17 protein-coding genes are annotated in these 18,008 nt (G+C 48.3%); 12 read left to right on the plus strand and 5 right to left on the minus strand.

Annotated features, from left to right (window positions below):
• The first annotated feature begins 28 nt into the window (after nt 1–28).
• From potA to BLS03_RS04865, 4 genes are read left to right on the plus strand one after another with little or no spacing between them, the layout of a single operon-like run.
• Nucleotides 29–1,177 (plus strand): polyamine ABC transporter ATP-binding protein, encoded by a 1,149-nt coding sequence (potA, locus tag BLS03_RS04850; RefSeq protein WP_425445093.1) that lies wholly within the window; start codon nt 29–31, stop codon nt 1,175–1,177.
• Nucleotides 1,174–2,079 (plus strand): putrescine ABC transporter permease PotH, encoded by a 906-nt coding sequence (gene potH / locus BLS03_RS04855; RefSeq protein ID WP_093269441.1) that lies wholly within the window; start codon nt 1,174–1,176, stop codon nt 2,077–2,079. Before potA ends, potH begins: the two co-directional genes overlap by 4 nt.
• Nucleotides 2,079–2,918, plus strand: a complete 840-nt coding sequence (locus tag BLS03_RS04860; protein WP_093269444.1) for an ABC transporter permease subunit — start codon at nt 2,079–2,081, stop codon at nt 2,916–2,918. The genes potH and BLS03_RS04860 overlap by 1 nt, the downstream gene beginning before the upstream one ends.
• 17 nt (nt 2,919–2,935) lie before the next feature.
• Nucleotides 2,936–3,478, plus strand: a complete 543-nt coding sequence (locus tag BLS03_RS04865; protein ID WP_093269447.1) for a cupin domain-containing protein — start codon at nt 2,936–2,938, stop codon at nt 3,476–3,478.
• Between the two features lie 79 nt (nt 3,479–3,557).
• Here BLS03_RS04865 and BLS03_RS04870 read toward each other — a convergent pair whose 3' ends face one another.
• Entirely contained in the window at nt 3,558–5,045 is a 1,488-nt protein-coding gene (locus BLS03_RS04870) for an aldehyde dehydrogenase (RefSeq protein WP_093269449.1), read from the minus strand.
• 258 nt (nt 5,046–5,303) lie between these two features.
• Between BLS03_RS04870 and BLS03_RS04875 the strand changes: the two genes are divergently transcribed.
• Nucleotides 5,304–6,023 (plus strand): glutamine amidotransferase-related protein, encoded by a 720-nt coding sequence (locus BLS03_RS04875; RefSeq protein ID WP_218121985.1) that lies wholly within the window; start codon nt 5,304–5,306, stop codon nt 6,021–6,023.
• Here BLS03_RS04875 and BLS03_RS04880 read toward each other — a convergent pair.
• The 3 genes from BLS03_RS04880 to BLS03_RS04890 all read right to left on the minus strand — a co-directional run bounded on the left by BLS03_RS04880 (nt 6,012) and on the right by BLS03_RS04890 (nt 9,954).
• Nucleotides 6,012–7,502, minus strand: a complete 1,491-nt coding sequence (locus BLS03_RS04880) for a sensor histidine kinase (RefSeq protein ID WP_093269452.1) — start codon at nt 7,500–7,502, stop codon at nt 6,012–6,014. The genes BLS03_RS04875 and BLS03_RS04880 overlap by 12 nt on opposite strands.
• A gap of 27 nt (nt 7,503–7,529) precedes the next feature.
• Nucleotides 7,530–8,216: a response regulator transcription factor gene (locus BLS03_RS04885; RefSeq protein WP_093269603.1), complete on the minus strand. Its 687-nt coding sequence runs from the start codon at nt 8,214–8,216 to the stop codon at nt 7,530–7,532.
• A gap of 148 nt (nt 8,217–8,364) precedes the next feature.
• Entirely contained in the window at nt 8,365–9,954 is a 1,590-nt protein-coding gene (locus BLS03_RS04890) for a phosphoethanolamine transferase (protein ID WP_093269455.1), read from the minus strand.
• 569 nt (nt 9,955–10,523) lie between these two features.
• On the opposite strand from BLS03_RS04890, the gene BLS03_RS04895 reads away from it, so the two are divergent.
• Nucleotides 10,524–11,675 carry a glycosyltransferase family 9 protein gene (locus BLS03_RS04895; RefSeq protein ID WP_093269457.1) on the plus strand — a complete coding sequence of 384 codons (1,152 nt, stop codon included), beginning with the start codon at nt 10,524–10,526 and terminating at the stop codon, nt 11,673–11,675.
• A gap of 148 nt (nt 11,676–11,823) precedes the next feature.
• Here BLS03_RS04895 and BLS03_RS04900 read toward each other — a convergent pair whose 3' ends face one another.
• Nucleotides 11,824–12,534, minus strand: coding sequence for a UTRA domain-containing protein (locus BLS03_RS04900; protein ID WP_093269460.1), 711 nt, complete (start codon nt 12,532–12,534; stop codon nt 11,824–11,826).
• 212 nt (nt 12,535–12,746) lie between these two features.
• Here BLS03_RS04900 and BLS03_RS04905 point away from each other — a divergent pair, with 212 nt between their 5' ends.
• Genes BLS03_RS04905 through BLS03_RS04930 form a run of 6 tightly spaced genes read left to right on the plus strand, consistent with a single transcriptional unit; the run spans nt 12,747 to nt 17,978 of the window.
• Entirely contained in the window at nt 12,747–13,793 is a 1,047-nt protein-coding gene (locus BLS03_RS04905) for an ABC transporter substrate-binding protein (protein WP_093269462.1), read from the plus strand.
• A gap of 12 nt (nt 13,794–13,805) precedes the next feature.
• Entirely contained in the window at nt 13,806–14,609 is an 804-nt protein-coding gene (locus tag BLS03_RS04910) for an alkaline phosphatase family protein (RefSeq protein ID WP_093269465.1), read from the plus strand.
• The gene (locus BLS03_RS04915; RefSeq protein WP_425445092.1) at nt 14,606–15,505 is read left to right on the plus strand and encodes an ABC transporter permease; all 900 of its coding nucleotides are present in this window, start codon (nt 14,606–14,608) and stop codon (nt 15,503–15,505) included. The genes BLS03_RS04910 and BLS03_RS04915 overlap by 4 nt, the downstream gene beginning before the upstream one ends.
• Nucleotides 15,498–16,286, plus strand: a complete 789-nt coding sequence (locus BLS03_RS04920) for an ABC transporter permease (RefSeq protein ID WP_093269467.1) — start codon at nt 15,498–15,500, stop codon at nt 16,284–16,286. The genes BLS03_RS04915 and BLS03_RS04920 overlap by 8 nt, the downstream gene beginning before the upstream one ends.
• Entirely contained in the window at nt 16,283–17,302 is a 1,020-nt protein-coding gene (locus BLS03_RS04925; RefSeq protein WP_093269470.1) for an ABC transporter ATP-binding protein, read from the plus strand. Before BLS03_RS04920 ends, BLS03_RS04925 begins: the two co-directional genes overlap by 4 nt.
• Before the next feature lies 1 nt (nt 17,303).
• Nucleotides 17,304–17,978, plus strand: coding sequence for an HAD family hydrolase (locus tag BLS03_RS04930; RefSeq protein WP_093269472.1), 675 nt, complete (start codon nt 17,304–17,306; stop codon nt 17,976–17,978).
• Nucleotides 17,979–18,008: the final 30 nt, after the last annotated feature.

Consider the following 18,008-nt stretch of genomic DNA (forward strand, 5'->3'; position numbering starts at 1 on the left):
TTATGTAGAACAAGGATTTGTTATGACTATGCTTGCTGTGAAATCAGCCCCAACACCGATTGAGTCGCGCTTGAATATTGGCAAAAAAGACAAGAAAGTCTTACTTGAAATCAAAGGACTCAGCAAAGAGTTTGAAGGTCTACCTGCCGTCGACAACATTGATTTAACCATTCACCAAGGCGAAATTTTTGCGCTGCTTGGTGCCTCTGGCTGTGGTAAATCGACCTTGCTACGAATGCTGGCGGGTTTTGAAGCGCCAAGCAAAGGGCAAATCATTCTCGATGGTCAAGACCTATCTAAAATCCCGCCCTATAAACGCCCAGTCAATATGATGTTTCAGTCCTATGCACTGTTCCCCCATATGACGGTGTTCAACAATATCGCCTTTGGTCTCAAGCAAGATGGTGTGCCAAAGAAAGAGATCAAAACCACAGTCAACGAATTGCTGACCTTGGTTCACATGCAAGACTACGCCAACCGTAAACCGCATCAACTCTCTGGTGGTCAACGCCAGCGTGTGGCGCTCGCGCGCAGCCTTGCTAAAAAGCCCAAACTGCTGCTGCTTGATGAGCCAATGGGCGCGCTGGATAAAAACCTGCGCGAAAAAATGCAGCTCGAAATCGTCGATATTCTCGAACGGGTTGGCGTGACCTGTGTGATGGTGACGCACGATCAGGAAGAAGCCATGACCATGGCCGATCGCATCGCGGTCATGAATAAAGGCCAATTCGTTCAAATTGGCGCGCCGGAGTCGATCTACGAATCGCCAAACTCACGTATGAGCGCCGAATTTATCGGTTCGGTCAACATCTTTGAAGGCACGCTGACCAAATCGCGCAGCGACCGCGCCGAAATTACCTGCGATGCGCTAAAAAAACCGGTGATACTCAACCACGGCATCTCAGCCACCGTCGGCACCCAACTGATGGTCGCGGTGCGCCCTGAGAAAATCTTCATTTGCCAAGAATCGCTCAGCCAAGGCAATACGTGTACCGGCATCGTTGAAGACATTGCCTACCTTGGTAGTCAGTCGATTTATCATGTGCGTTTGCCAAGTGGCAAACTGGTCACCGCCTCAGTACAAAACGTCAGCCGCGTTAATTCGCAAATGCCAACTTGGAATGAGCCCATCAGCCTGTATTGGGAAATGGACAGCGGGGTGGTACTGACAATATGAAGTTACTCAATTACTTAAAGTCGATTCGCTATGGGCAGTACGCGGTGGTCGGCGTGCCATTTACGTGGCTGCTGCTGTTCTTTCTCCTGCCGTTCCTATTTGTGTTCAAAATCAGTTTCGCTGAAGCGCAACTTTCGATTCCTCCCTACTCTGATCTGTTCAATTATCTCGACGACAAACTCGAGGTATTTCTCAACGTCGGCAGCTACCTGTATTTGGTGCAAGACGATCTTTACGCCTCGTCTTACTTGCTATCGATTCGTACTGCAGCCATTTCAACCCTGCTGTGTTTGCTGATTGGCTACCCAACCGCGTGGGCAATTGTGCACTCCAAACCGGCAACTCGAAATGTGCTGCTGATGCTGATCATCTTGCCATCGTGGACCAGCTTTTTGATTCGCGTTTACGCATTGATTGGCCTTTTGAAAAACAACGGCCTACTCAATAACCTGTTGATGAGCATCGGCATTATCGACCAGCCACTTAAGATTCTTCACACCGATTTGGCGGTGTACATCGGCATTGTCTACACCTATTTGCCGTTTATGGTGCTGCCCATTTATACCGCATTGATGAAAGTCGATTACTCGCTGGTGGAAGCCGCATTCGACCTTGGCGCCAGACCATTTAAAGTGCTGTTCCAAGTTTTAGTGCCAATGACCAAAGCAGGCATCATCGCCGGTTCAATGCTGGTGTTTATTCCTGCAGTGGGCGAATTTGTGATTCCCGAACTGCTTGGCGGCCCAGATTCAATATTGATTGGTCGAGTGTTGTGGCAAGAGTTCTTTAACAACCGTGACTGGCCGGTGGCGTCTGCCGTGGCTATCACTATGCTGCTTATTTTGATGGTGCCAATTTTGTGGTTCCATCGCTATCAAAAACGTGAATTGGAGAACGGCTAATGAACGCGATTCCTGTTTACAACACCAAGTGGAAATGGGTCATGCTCGGCCTAGTTTTCTCCTTTCTCTATATTCCGATCATGATTTTGGTGTTTTACTCGTTTAATGAAAGCCGTTTGGTCACGGTTTGGGCGGGATTTTCCACCAAATGGTATGTCGAGCTATTTAACGACAAGCAGTTGATTGACGGCTTGAAACTGAGCTTAACCATCGGCGCCATGGCCGCCACGACGGCTGTGGTGTTTGGCACCATAGCCGCATTTGTGCTGCAGCGCTTTGGCAAATTTCGCGGCGAAACCAGCTTTGCATTTATGATCACCGCACCGCTGGTTATGCCGGATGTGATTACCGGTTTGTCGCTATTGCTGCTGTTTATCTCGCTCGGCCAGTTCTTTGAACTGTTTGCACAGCGCGGCATGATGACCATCTGGATTGCCCATGTCACCTTCTGCACCGCTTATGTCACTGTGGTGATTAACTCGCGCCTGCAAGAGCTTGACCGCTCAATTGAAGAAGCCGCTCAGGACTTAGGCGCGCCGCCGTGGAAAGTGTTCTTTCAAATCACTATTCCCACCATCACCCCTGCGCTCGCGGCGGGCTGGCTCTTGGCGTTTACGCTGTCTTTGGATGACCTCGTCATCTCAAGCTTTGTTTCTGGGCCAAGCGCCACCACGCTGCCAATCGTGGTGTTTTCCAGTGTGAGACTTGGTGTCAGCCCTAAAATCAATGCACTAGCGACATTGATGATACTTATTGTATCATGTGCGACCTTCCTTGCTTGGTGGCTGATGGCGCGAGCAGAGAAGAAGCGGCAGAGGGAAATACGTTCTGCGACCTAAGACTTCTGGAGAAATGTATGGACGTGGGAAACCAGTTAAAAGCCATTCGAACAATGAAAGGTATCTCGCAGCGTGAGCTGGCGAAATTAAGTGGAGTGACCAACTCCATGATTTCTCAAATTGAAAAAAATCAAGTGAACCCATCCGTGGGTTCACTGAAAAAGATCTTAGATGCGATGTCGGTGTCGATGGGTGAATTTTTCACCGTTGATGTTGAAAACAAAGAACAAATTTTCTATTCCGCAGACGAGCTGGTCGACCTTGGCGATGGCGCGATTCAAATGTTGCTGGTCGGCAGCAAACGCGCCAAACGTAAATTGTCAGTGATGCGTGAAACTTACCCGCCGGGTGCCGATACGGGTACCGATTTCATGAAGCATGATGGTGAAGAAGGTGGCATCGTGCTGCGCGGTGAAATCGAGATCATCATTGGTAATCAAACCCGAGTTCTGAAACCTGGTGACTCGTACTATTTTGATACGCGCACTCCACATCGATTCAGAAACAAAGGCAAAGTGGAATGTGAACTGATTAGCGCCGCGACACCGGCGACGTTCTAAATTCTCTGCTCGCTCTACGGTATATAATAAACCCGCCAATTGGCGGGTTTATTATTGCAAGTAACCAGCGCCAAAGCGCTTAGTCGAGTTCAATCCAAGTGGATTTAAGCTCAGTGTATTTCTCTATCGCATGCAAAGATTTATCGCGGCCATTGCCACTTTGCTTGTAGCCGCCAAATGGCATGGTCATGTCCCCACCATCCCAGTTATTAACAAAGACTGTACCGGCGCGCAGCGCACGTGATACTCGCACCGCCGTTGAAATATCTGCCGTCCACAACCCTGCCGCCAAGCCATATTCGCTGTCATTGGCAATTTGAATCGCCTGTTCGGTACTATCAAAGGCAATCACCGACAGCACAGGGCCGAAAATCTCTTCGCGCGCGATCGCCATATCAGGCGTCACATCACTAAAAATGGTTGGCTGAATATAAAAGCCGCCAGTTTCGCTCAGCACTTGTTTACCACCGCACGCAAGCGTAGCGCCTTGCTGCTGACCCAATTCAATATATCCAAGCACTTTATTCATCTGCTGCTCATCAATGATTGCGCCCATTTTCGACTCAAGTAGCAATGGGTTTTGTGGCTGCCAGTCTTGTACTTGCTGACACAGTTTATCGACCACGGTTTGATACAGCGAGCGATGAACGAGTAAACGCGAGCCTGCGGTACACACTTCACCTTGGTTATAACAAATCGCCGCCGCTGCCGTGGCAACCGCTTTATCCAAGTTTTTGACATCAGGGAAAATGATGTGCGGACTCTTACCACCACACTCCATAAACGTACGCTTAAGATTTGACTCACCTGCAAAGGTCAGCAGTTTTTTACCCACCGCAGTTGAGCCGGTAAAGGTAATACAGTCGACATCACTGTGCAGCGCTAGGGCTTGCCCCGCCTCGTGCCCAAAGCCAGGCAGCACTTGGAAAACGCCAGCGGGAAGCCCGGCTTGATACGCAAGCTTGGCAAGATAAATCGCTGACAGCGGGCTTTTTTCCGATGGTTTAACGATAACCGAGTTGCCCGCCGCCAGCGCAGGACCCAGTTTCCAAGAAGCCATCACGGCAGGAAAATTCCACGGCACAATTGCCGCAACCACGCCAAGTGGCTCACGGGTGACCAAAGCCAGAGCATCGGATGTGGTTGGCGCAACTTCGTCGTACAGTTTGTCAATCGCTTCGGCGTTCCAAGCGATGCAGCGCGCAGTAGCCGGCGCGTCATAGCCAAGGGTGTCAGAAATGGGTTTGCCAGCGTCGAGCGATTCCAACAGCGCCAATGTGTCGAGGTTTAGCTCAATCAACTTGGCAAATTCGAGTAGCACTTGTTTGCGCTCGCTGGGCGATTTACTCGACCACACGCCGCTTTCAAACGCCTGACGCGCGAAACCGACCGCAAGATCGACATCAGCACTATCGCACTGAGAGAATTGCCCCAGCGACTCACCAGTGGCAGGATTAAGAGAAGAAAAGGTTTTGCCGCTGACCGCATCGGTCAGTTCGCCGTTAATAAACGCTTGAGTTGAATATTCGAGTTGTTCGGATAAAGCGTGCCAAGTTTGATTGTCCATAATATTCCTTGCTTCGCTGAGCGAGTGTATGGGTTTCGCGCATCGTTCCATCGCGCGTTAGAAAGAATGATTCTGTTACCACAGCTGTTGCCAGAACGGTTAGCAGAACAGTGACGAGAACCAATTGTGTTCATTATTTTGACTTTTGTGAACCTAAATAAGCAAAATAACAGCAATAATGTTAAATATATTAGCTTATTGTGACTATCTCAACCTCGCGGCATGGCTTGCCGCGCTCAAACACAAGGAGTCGTGTTGATGAGAAAAATAGCAATTATTGTCTGTGACGCCGTCGCGCCGCCACTGGCCGCCGAATTTGGTGAATACGCCGATATGATCATGGCTGGCTTAGCGCCGTTTTCACAAGCGCAATACCCTGCTCTATTTGAATATCACTGTTTTGATGCGGTGATGCAGCAACTGCCAAGCGATGTTGAAGCGTTTGACGGCTTTATCATTACCGGCAGCACTCACGATGCATACGCCGATAAACCCTGGATTGAGCAACTCGCCGCTTGGATTATAAAGGTCGAGGCGTGCAAAGTACCGCTGGTCGGCATCTGCTTTGGCCATCAAATTATTGCTCGCGCATTGGGTGGTGAAGTGGCGAAATCCGATAAGGGCTGGGGATTGGGCGTCAGCATCAATCGCATCGAGCAGCACAAACCATGGATGACGCCAAAGCTCGACACACTGCAGCTGTTGGTGAGCCATCAAGATCAAGTGCTGCGCCGCCCTGACTCACTTGAACTGATTGCTGCAAGCGATTTTTGCCCCAATTATATGCTTGGTAAAGGTGAACATATCTTTACCGTTCAGGGGCATCCTGAATTCAGTTTGGAGTTTGAACGCAAGCTCATTGAACGTAAGCGTAAGCTGTTAAATGAAGCGCAATATGACCACGCGCTCACCAGTTTGGAGCTGCCACCCCATTCCAGCGTAGTGATGGGTTGGATTGCGCAGTTTTTAGCTCGCTGAACGGGTATCGGTCAGCGGCAGACTGAGCGCGGCAATAAACGTATTGCCCGCAGCTTGGCTAAGGCTTAGCGTCCAACCGTTTAAATGGCACAGATTATTGACAATCGATAGCCCTAAACCGTAGCGCGTAGCATCGCTGCGGGCAAAATCGACTTGAAACAGTGGGTCGGTGAGCTTCTCGAGTTGCTCATCATCGAGCGGCTGTTCGACGTGATTCACGATACGCAGCACCAGCGCATTATTAACCACTTGGCTGTTGAGGCGTACCTTTTGCGTTCGCACGCCATAAAACAGCGCGTTATCAAGTAAATTGACCAAAATGGTTTCGAGGCTAAACCTATCTGCCATCAGCGGTTTTGAATACGCGCTTTCAATCGTTACCCGTTGAGCAGTATCAGGCTGTTTAAACGACAGCTCTTTGACAATCTGCTCAAGCAGATCGCTAAGCTCAAGCGGCTCAATATGGCGCTCGATTGAGGTTGAAGAAGTGCGTTGGAGTAACAGCAGTTTCTCGACAATATTGCGCATACGATTCGCAATCGACAGCATGTCCTGCTTATAGGTTTCGCCAATGCGCGCATCATTGGGATAGCGAATATACACTTCGGTCAGAGCAATGATTTCCGAAATCGGCGTTTTCAGCTCGTGGGCGATATCACCGGTAATGCGTTTTTCGTTGCTTAATAACTTAAAGTTATTTTGGATATAGTTATTGATCTCTTGGCGAATCGGTTCAATCTCTTCCACTGGCCGCGCCGGCGTTGACAGCAAACGTGGAGTATTACTGGACACTTTTTTGCTGCCCGCGTGATCTTCTACCAGCATCGATTTCAACTCGCGATTGAGTGAATCCAGCGGCTTTAGACCTTTATCAACAATGGTAACCGCCAAGTAACGCATGACTGCAAGCGATAGGCAAAAACCGCTCACTAACAAAATATCGATGATCAGCAGCGAGTGTTCCGTGCTTTGATCAGACTTATAAATGGTCAAGTACACTGGCACAGGGTTGCCATCACCGCGCGCTAATTTCGGCACAAAATACGACAGCGAGGCACGCCCCGATAACCCATTAGGCAGCTCAACGGGCACGATTTTACTGCTGCCAAGAGGCAATTCGGTTTTCAGTAAATCGACGTTCGAGTAAGCCTCAAGTGAGGCCGAGCGCTGCAAACTTTCTTCACCCTGCCACACTTGGTAAAACTGCGGATCTTTGCCGGGCTTAAATTCCGGCGCAGCATCGCTATTTAGCGCCACATCAATATGGCTATCGACTTGGCGAATATGCGATTTCAGACTGTTGGCTTTATTGAGCATCGCTTGGTCAAACTGGCTGTCGACCCAACCATCCACACTCAAATCAACGCTCAAAAACACGCCAAACACAATCAAACCAAACACCGCCGACAGCGAGTTGATCAAATTGCGTTTGATCGACTTGGTTTTGACAAGCTCCTGAGTTTTAGCTGTATGTGGCATAGATTGATTCACCTAACAACGCGAAACTTACTCTTCGACAATGTAGCCAAAGCCACGCTTATTTTTGACCGGTAAATCAGCGCCGAGCTGGCGGACTTTTTTACGCACCGCAGATAAATGCGCTTCGATGGAGTTTTTCGATAAATGATCAAAACTGCCGACCACCGCTTCGCTGATCATTTCAATGCTGACCACTCGACCTTTGGCGCCAAACAGACACTGGACAATTTTAAACTCGTTTTTGGTCAGCTCAATCGAGTGCTGACGATAAGAAAACACTTTGAGGCTTTTATCGATATCAAAATCACCCACGCGAATGTGGTTATCGACCGCAGATGGATTACTGCGCCGAGTGATAGCTAAAATTCGAGCATGCAACTCTTCAAACGAGAACGGCTTGGTAAGGTAATCATCAGCCCCTTCCAGTAAGCCATCAATCCGGTCTTGCGTTTCAGTCTTAGCCGACAAAATCAAAATTTGGGGCATAGGTTTTTGTTGATGAATGGCTTGCTGGCGAATGGTTTTAAGAATGTCCATGCCCGCAACACTGGGCAACATCAGATCCAGCACAATCGCATCATAGTGATTATTTAGCGCCATACTTAACCCTTCTGCACCATCACCGCTATCATCCACCGCAAAACCGAGATTGTTGAGCCCAACCGACAGACTGCGGCGCAGCGGCTCTGAATCTTCAATAATTAATAGCTTCATGGTTTGCTCAAAGGTGATGGATTGAATTGGCTCGATATTATCACAGTTCATGGCGCTAACCTGATTGAGAGTAAAAGGTATTTTTGCAGTGTTAGATTACGCGCTGCCTCATGAAGTTGACCGCGAGGCAGCGACGTTCAAAAAGGCGCTAAGACGGTCGGCATTGAGCGACTAAATCTAAGCTTGAATCTTTCACTTGAGTTTCCACACCGTAAAAACCGAGCAGGCTATGGAAGAAGTTATCATGGGAGTAAGCATTGGTTTTAGCTTCGCGAGCCAGGCAATCGGTGTCGATGCCCTTTTGCTGCGCATACTGGCTTGGTAGCCACATCAACCAAGGAACCTGAGTTTGCTCAATCGGTGCTATTGCATACGGCGTACCATGCAAATATAAGCCTTTCTCGCCCAACGATTCACCGTGGTCAGAAATGTACATCATGGCGACATTGTAGCGGTCGGCATGACCTTCTAGCTTTTTCACCACTTGCGACAAAATGTAGTCGGTGTAAACCAGAGTATTGTCATAGACATTGGTGATCTGCTGGTCAGTACATTTCTCGATGTCGCTGCGATTGCACGCAGGAGAAAACGTCCCCATATGCTGCGGATAACGCTGCCAATAAGTGGGGCCGTGGCTACCAATCGTATGCAGGACCAATAGTTTGTCGGCATCATCCTTGTTGATAAAGGTATCGGCATCTGCCAACATCACCGAATCAAAACAGGTTTTGCCATCACAATCGTCATTCTTTAGTGACGATTTTATCTCTTTATACGCCAGTTTTTTCGCGACACCTTTGTCGCCACCGTCGTTATCGATCCACAAAATATCCACTCCGGCATGGGCAATCACATTCAGCACGTTGTCCTGCGCCATCGCTTTGGCTTTGTTGTAGTTACTGCGCTCAAAACTTGAAAACATGCACGGCACCGAGAGCGCGGTATAAGTACCGCATGACGAGACATCTTGAAATGAAATCAGATTTAAGTCTTTGGTATAGGGATTGGTGTCACGCTCATAGCCGTTGTATGCGAAGTTCATTCCCCGCGCGGTTTCCCCAAGCACCAACACCATTAGGGTCGGTTTACCATTTTGCGCTTTTCTAAGCGTCGCGTCCTCACCCTGTGGTTGGTATGCCAGCTTAGTAGTGAAATGAGCCTTATCGATATAGCGCACCGCGTTAAAAATGTGTGCTGGAATGATCATTTTGCTCAGGTACTTATTGTTGCGCCCAACCGATGCGTAATCTTTATAGCTGATGGCAGCAACGAAAATAATGCCAGCGATACCCATTAATATCAGGCTACTACGCGCCACCAGCACTTTAAACCAAGTTCGTTGAGGCACTATATCGACACTAAAAATAAAGACGGTGGGAATCACCCCAAACACCAACACATATAGAATTGAGCTGATGTTGAAATAAAAGGAGGCTTCAGAAAGGTTAGTTTCAAACACGCTCTCCATCATCGAGGTATCAAACATCACCTGAAAATTCACTGCGGCATAAAGCGCTGCTGCTGAGGTCAGGGTAAACAGTGCCATGAGAGGTTTGAACAAATACGGCAGTGCAAACACTGAAAAGATGATCACAAAACAGCAGAACAACAAAAATGGCGCGGTATAGGGAAACCACGGATGGGCAGCGCCTTCACTAAGGTCGAATATTTTAGCAACCACCGGATAATTCAGCACCGTTGCAAAATAGAGCGCCATCAGTGCGACGAAGGTGGTCATTTTGAGTTCAATACGGGGAAAACTGTGAAAAATTCTCAAGCTCATAATTTCGTTTAAAGGGACAATATAACTTTCAGAATACTGTGCTCTTTAACTTAAGGATGACTTAAGAAACTCTGAATTTTGCGTAGCGCAAAGTTTTTAACCAATCCATTTCAAATATGCAATCACAATCATATTTTGTAATGTAACAAAACCCTAACATTACCAGTTGCGGAGCCATGCATTGGTTGAGATGGAAAATGCAAAGCACTCAAGCGATAGTCTGTCAAAGCTCACATTTTTCCCAACTCTCAGCCAAAAACGTCTGCGCTTGGAAGTCATAATCGACCAAAAAATCCGCATTTTTAACGTACAAACAACAATATAACTCCAATTTATGCGATCTTGACCCCACGAGAACACTGTTCTATTACGCAACAATTTGCCAGCTAGGAAGCCAGATTCCAGTTGCCATGCGTCTCATTCGATATCAGTAGCTTTTCATCGTTTCTTAAGTAAATCTTAATAAAGCCGCCCTAAATTAATGGTTGTAGGAAATAACAAATAATAATCACAAGGGGTTGTCTATGAGCACTACCTTAACAATAAAAAATGGTTTGCGTCGCTTTGACAAAGCACGTAAAAGGCAGATGCAATCGCTAACAGGAAGCTTATTAAGTGCGCTAAATAATCGAACCAGTTGCGAAACAGAATTGCTAAAACCCGAGGAAACAAAACGTATTGCGATTGTGCGAAACAACAGTCGTGTTGGAAATACGGTGTTCTTGATTCCTTTTATCCGTCAAGTTCAGCAGTTCTATCCTGACGCTGAAATCACCTTGATCCAAAAGATGCCTTGGCAGCAGCAAATATTCGAAAACATGGGCATTGCCAAGTTTGGCTTTACTCAGTTTACGTTTAAAAATTGGCGACAATGCCTGCGCAATCTTAAGGCGTTACGTCAAACACAATACGATTTGTGTTTGATGCCATTTGCGTCGTCGCAAGATGCGATTACCTGCGCCTTGATCAATGCCAAAAACAAAGTCGCACCGAGTCATGAGCACTACAACAATGCGTTCACTCACACCTTTGAACCGCAAGTTGTCTACTCTCATGCTTCACTAAGATGTTTGAGTTTGTTACCGCGTTTGGCGCATCAATCGCTGCATAAAACCAGTCATCAAATGACGTTTAGCGAACAAGAACTTGAGGTTGGCAAGGCGGCTCGCCAAGCTCTAGGTTCCAACGATAAACGGGTGATGGCCTATTTTCGCGGCGCTCGCGGGGATAAAAAGATGTCAGACCAAGCGTGGACTTCAATTCTTGAGAAGTTTGACGCGGCCAGCGACACCCCGATCAATTGGGTTGAAGTGATGGGGCCGGAAATTTGTCAGCCACTTGGCAAATGTGACCACGCCTACCGCGCTTCTAGTTTGCGCGAATTGGCGTGCTTCTTGAAGCATACGGATGGCTTTATTAGCTGCGACACGGGTCCGCTGCATTTAGCGGATGCCGCTGATGTCGCTTGTATTGGTCTCTACACTCACACCAATCCGGAAATGTATGGTTTGTTGGGTGAGCGCTGCGTGCATATCGATGATATCGATGGGTTTGACGCCAGCAAGGTGTTAGCCCATGTGCTAAACCAGCGACCAAATAATGTCGTACCAATCACGACAAGCTTTCACGAACAGCGCCTGCGCGAGGTGGAGCTCGGGCAATTACAAGCGCTGTAATCTAAAAGCGTTGTAATCCAACCAAACGAGTTCGCCCTACTGGTGATTTGTCACCACCAATAGGGCGAACTTGTTCATTGCTCTGTTAACCACTGACTTATTAGCAACTGTCTTGCACCGATTTACCTTTAAAAGCCCTTAATAGCTGTTAATAGCTGTCGATGGTGATCATCACCGAATCCGGACGCCAATATTCAAATTCACAGTCGATAATTTGATTGAACTGGTTGTAGTTAACCCGGCAAATCTTAAGTACCTGCTGACCACTGGCAATCCCAAGTGCTTTCGCTACCGCATCCGGCGCGGCGGTTGGAATCACATCAAATCGCGAGCGGCTGGTGGTATAACCATATTTTTGCTCGTAAAGCTGCGTCAATGACGCGGTAAGATTCTCACTTAAAATCCCTTCAAACAACTCGCTGATCAGGCAGTTCTCAACATACAACACAGCGCGCCCGTCGATATAGCGTAAACGACGAATCAAATGAATGGTCGGCAAATCACTGCGCTCAAGCACGCGTGCATAGTCGCTGCGCGCCATCTGTGTTTCAACACTTAATAATCGCGTTTCTGCAATACGGTGCTGGTCATGAATCATTTGATGAAAGTGGCTACGTGACAACGGGTTGTAATGCACTCGCGGTGGTGACACAAACCAGCCTTTACGCTCCTCACGATAGATCAATCCTTCGGTTTCCAGTGAGCTTAACGCGTCTTTAATTGTGATACGCGTGGTCGCAAAGCGCTCACAAAGCTCACGCTCAGAAGGCAATTTTTGCTGCGCGGTAATCACACCACCTGCGATCTGTTCGCGAATCACCGCTTTAATTTTGCTCAGTTGCGTGGTTCTACCCGCCATCCATGAACTAGTCCAGAAAATACCATCACTCAACCTTAGCTGGGTTAAAAACCAAATGCAAATCGCGCTTTAATTGGTGAAATTTTGTTCTTATTTTCGATAATTTGTCAAAAATAGGTAAAAAAACGTTCATATTTTTCGATTTAAACCGTAATAATTTTTCTAAAGGATAGAAAACACACTAACTGAACTAGTCCATAGGATGGATAATTATGAAACCACTACTTATCACCGCAACACTGGCGAGCATTTGCTGCGCCAGCACCGTTTGGGCCGCTGACTTAGACGCCCTAGTCAAAGCGGCACAAAAAGAAGGTCAGGTCTACAGCATTGGTATGCCTGACAGCTGGGCCAACTGGAAAGACACTTGGGCCGATTTAACCAGCAAATATCAGATTTCCCATCAAGATACCGACATGAGCTCGGCGCAAGAAATCGCCAAGTTTGACGCCGAGAAATCCAACGCGACCGCGGATATCGGTGATGTCGGCTTTGCCTTTGCCCGCGTTGCCGTGCAAAAAGGCGTGACCCAACCTTATAAACCTTCAACTTGGAGCGAAATCCCTGACTGGGCGAAAGATGCCGATGGCAATTGGATGTTGGCGTATACGGGAACCATTTCGTTTATTTCCAACAACAATTTGGTCAAGAACGCACCGCACTCTTGGGGCGACATTCTTAAAGGGGATTACAAAGTCACCGTCGGTGATGTCGGGGTTGCGGCGCAGGCCAACAACGCGGTATTAGCTGCGGCGTTTGCCAACGGTGGCAGCGAAGCCGATTTGAGCCCAGCCATCGACTATTTTGCCAAATTGGCGAAACAAGGTCGTTTATCGTTCACCGATCCATCACTGGCAAACCTTGAAAAAGGCGAAGTGGAAGTGGCGATTTTGTGGGACTTCAACGCCCTCAACTACCGCGATAAAATTGATCGCTCGCGCTTTACCGTTACCATTCCGCAAGATGGCTCGGTGATTTCCGGTTACACCACCATCATCAACAAATTCGCCAAAAACCCCAATGCCGCTAAGCTGGCGCGCGAATACATTTTCAGTGACCAAGGACAGATCAACCTTGCCAAAGGTTACGCTCGCCCAATTCGCACCAACGTGACCTTGCCAAAAGACGTTCAAGACAAGCTGATTCCAAATTCAGAATACTCCAACGTGCACCCAATCAAAGATTTCAAAGCTTGGGAAAAATCGGCGCGCAAACTGCCACGTCAATGGCAAGAAAGTGTTTTGATCAATCAGCAATAGTTGGATAAGTCTATGCAAAACAAGGTCATTCTTGTTGTTCTTGATGGCCTGAACCAGCAGGTAGCCCGTGAAGGTATGGGCTACCTTAATGGCTTGGTTGAGCAACAAAAAGCAACGTATTACCCCATCACCAGTGAGCTGCCTTCTCTGTCGCGGCCTTTGTATGAATGCTTGCTAACGGGCGTGACGCCAATCGAAAGCGGGATCGTGCATAATCACGTGGTTCGCCTTTCTCATCATGAGTCGGTATTCAGCCTCGCGGCTAAACAAAGCTTGACCACGGCGGCGGCGGCTTATCACTGGGTCAGTGAGCTTTATAACCGCGCGCCTTATGATGCCAAGCGCGACCGTCACACTCATGATCAAAGCTTAAACATTCACAACGGCATTTTTTATCATTGGGACCACTATCCCGATGAGGCGTTGTTTCTCGATGCAGAGTATCTTCGCCATCACTACGACCCGGATTTTCTGCTGGTGCACTCAATGAATATCGATGACGCTGGCCACCGTTTTGGTCTCAATTCCGCCCAATACCGCAACAGTGCGCGCTACGCCGATGTGGTGTTATCCGACTTTATGCCGACGTGGATTGCCATGGGCTATCAAGTGCTGGTGACCAGCGATCATGGTATGAACGATGACAAATCCCACGGCGGATTGCTGGCGGAAGAACGTCAAGTCCCGTTGTATGTTGCTGGAAAGGGTTTCTCCCACCAGAGCGCCGATATCAAGCAAACTGAGATATGCGGGCTGATTTGCCAGCTACTCGGCCTTGAACATCACAAACTGTTCAATCCACAATGTTTGCTATGAGTCGCGAGGTCAATACCACCATGGATAAAATCGTATCGTCTTGTGAACCTCAAAACAGGCGTAAACGCCAACTAAAAAAGCTTCGACCCTTGCTATTGGTCGTGCCGTTTGCGGCGTTTTTCTATTTGTTTCAACTGGCGCCGATGATCTGGGTTGTCATCAACAGTTTTCTCTATGACGACAGTTGGTCACTTGGCAATTACCTAGAAGTGTTTGACTCCAAATTCATTATTCAGGGCTTTACCAACAGTTTATGGATTTCGTTTTGGTCAAGTATCGTAGGCCTTGCGATCGCCGCACTGATGGTTTCGTCACTGCGCCATCTCAACAACCGCATTCGCAGCGCCGTGATTGCTTTTACCAATATGAGCAGCAACTTTGCTGGCGTGCCTTTGGCTTTCGCTTTTATCATCATTCTCGGCACCAACGGCGCCGTTACTCTGCTGCTTAAGCAAGCCGGCATCATTGACGATTTTAATCTCTACGGTCAGTGGGGATTGCTCACACTGTACATCTATTTTCAGATTCCACTGGGGATTTTACTGCTCTACCCGGCCTTTGACGCCCTTAAACAAGATTGGTATGACGCCGCCGCACTGCTCGGCGCAAGCCCAATGCGTTACTGGCTCAATATCGGGATTCCAGTCCTTGCCCCTGCGCTACTAGGCACTTTTATTATTTTGTTCGCCAACGCCATTGGCGCGTATGCCAGTGTCTATGCACTCACCACTGGCAATTACAATATGATCACCATTCGCATCGCAAGCTTGGTCTCGGGCGATCTGTTCCTTGAGCCTAATCTGGCGGCGGCGATTTCGGTGCTACTGATGGCGCTTCTGGCGCTGGTCACTGCGGTCAATCAGTGGTTAGTGTCACGGAGTTATCGCCATGCATAATCGTTCGCAACGCTTTCATAAAACCGTGGTGTACAGCATCGTCGCGCTGCTGCTGATGCCGATTCTCGCCACCCTCGCCTATTCATTTTCCAGCCGCTGGGGCGCGACCATTCTGCCCGAAGGCTTTACTTTGAATTGGTATTTAACGTTACTCACCGACCCGCGATTTCTCGCCGCGTTTGGCCGTTCGCTGTTTATCTGCTTTAGCGCCTTGCTGCTCGCCACGCTACTGGTACTGCCAATGATCTTTGTGGTGTTCTACTACTTTCCAAAGCTCGATAAGTTAATGAACATTCTGATCTTATTGCCATTTGCAGTGCCGCCGGTGGTGTCGTCTGTCGGCCTGTTACAAATATACGCCGACAGCAGTGTGCCGTTGGTCGGTACGCCATGGATTTTGATTGGCACCTATTTCACCATCGCGCTTCCGTTTATGTATCGCGCGATTGCCAACAGTTTTATCGCCATTAATCTGCGCGACTTGATCGATGCTGCGCACTTACTTGGTGCCAGTACCAGCAAAGCCTTTTTGCTGATCATTTTGCCCAATATTAAGAAAGGCTTAATGGCATCGCTGTTTGTCTCGTTCTCGTTTTTGCTCGGAGAATTCGTATTTGCCAACATTCTGGTTGGCACTCGCTACGAAACCTTGCAGATTTATCTTTATAACATGCGCCAGACCAGTGGGCATTTCACCTCAGCCCTGGTAATGACTTACTTTGTGTTCATTTTTGTCTGTACTTGGCTGGCCTCATACCTTAGTGCAGGAAGTAAACAATGAGCTATGTAGAAGTGACCCGACTCGCCAAGGCATTTGGCGACAATCAGGTGTTTAAAGCGATCGATTTTTCGATTGAGCAAGGCGAATTCGTCACCTTACTTGGCCCAAGTGGATGCGGAAAATCAACGCTACTGCGCAGCATTGCCGGCCTTGACGATGTCGATCACGGCGAGATTTGGGTGGATGGCGAAAACATGACTCACCTCGCGCCGCAAAAACGCGAAATCGGCATGGTATTTCAGTCATACGCGCTGTTTCCCAACATGACGGTGCACGATAACATCGGCTTTGGCCTGAGAATGAAAGGCGTAAGTAAAGCGCAAGCCGAGCAAGACATCGCGCGTTTTATCGATTTGGTTGAACTGTCTGGTAAGCAGCGCCACTATCCGCACGAACTCTCGGGAGGACAGCGTCAAAGGGTTGCGCTAGCACGAGCACTGGTAATGCAACCACGAATTTTGCTGCTGGATGAGCCACTTTCTGCGCTGGATGCCAAAATTCGTAAAAACCTGCGCCTGCAAATTCGTGATATTCAAAAAGAGCTCAATCTGACCACGATTTTCGTCACCCATGATCAGGAAGAAGCGATGTTGATGTCAGATCGCATCTTCTTAATGAACCAAGGACAAATTGTCCAACAAGGCAAACCAGAGCAGATTTATACCCAGCCTAAAAACCAGTTTGTGGCGGGATTTATGGGGCATTACAACTTGGTCGAAGCCAACTTTGCTCGGCATTGGCTTGGCGTGGACGCGCAATCAACACTGGCGATTCGCCCGGAATCGATTTACGTACGCGAAGCCGGTCGCCAATATCCAACGCATGTCTCGGCGCCAATTAACGGAAAAATTACGCAGCATCAGCTGCTCGGCAATGTGATTCGCTATACCATCATGGTCGGCCCGCAAACTCTGACCGTCGATCTGCTTAACCGTTCATCGGAGCGTTTGCTGGCGCCGGGGAGCTACATCGACATTCTATTTAACCTTAACGAAATCCAACCGGTAAGAGAGTAATATGCCGTCACCACTGTATATATTTGATATGGATGACACCCTCATCGATGGCGATTGCTCGATGTTGTGGAATCAATTTTTGGTCGATAAAGGGTTTGTCAAAGACCCTGACTTTCTCACCACAGATCAAAAACTGATGGCGTTGTACGGCGTGGGTAAACTGGATATGGAAGCGTATCTGGCCTTTACGATGCAGCCATTAGCGGCCATGCCATGCACCAAAGTCGATGAATTAGTGGCGCAATTTGTTGCAGAGTACGTTGAGCCGCGTGTGTTTAAAGAAGCGCAAGCGCTGCTCGCCGATTTAAAAGCCAAGCAAATACCGATGGTTATCATCTCGGCAACGGTGAGCTTTATCGTCACCCAAGTCGCCAAGTCGTTAGGCGTTGAACACGCGCTTGGCATTGATATGGCGGTGATAGGCGACCACTACAGCGCGCAAATTGTCGGCATCCCTAGTTATCGCCAAGGAAAAATTGCTCGCCTTGAGCAATGGATTAACGCCCAGCAAAGCGACTTTTCTGCGCTGCATTTCTACACCGATTCGATCAACGATTTGCCGCTGTGTGAATACGCTGACCACGCCTATTTGATTAACCCTTGTCAGCAACTTGAGCAAGCCGCGCAAGGCAAAAACTGGCAGATTTATCACTGGAATACTCGCGCGTTGGCTTAACACGGTTAAGCATGCATTTACGCACTCAAG

It is taken from the genome of Vibrio xiamenensis, from assembly GCF_900100015.1.
GTDB classification, from domain to species: domain Bacteria; phylum Pseudomonadota; class Gammaproteobacteria; order Enterobacterales; family Vibrionaceae; genus Vibrio; species Vibrio xiamenensis.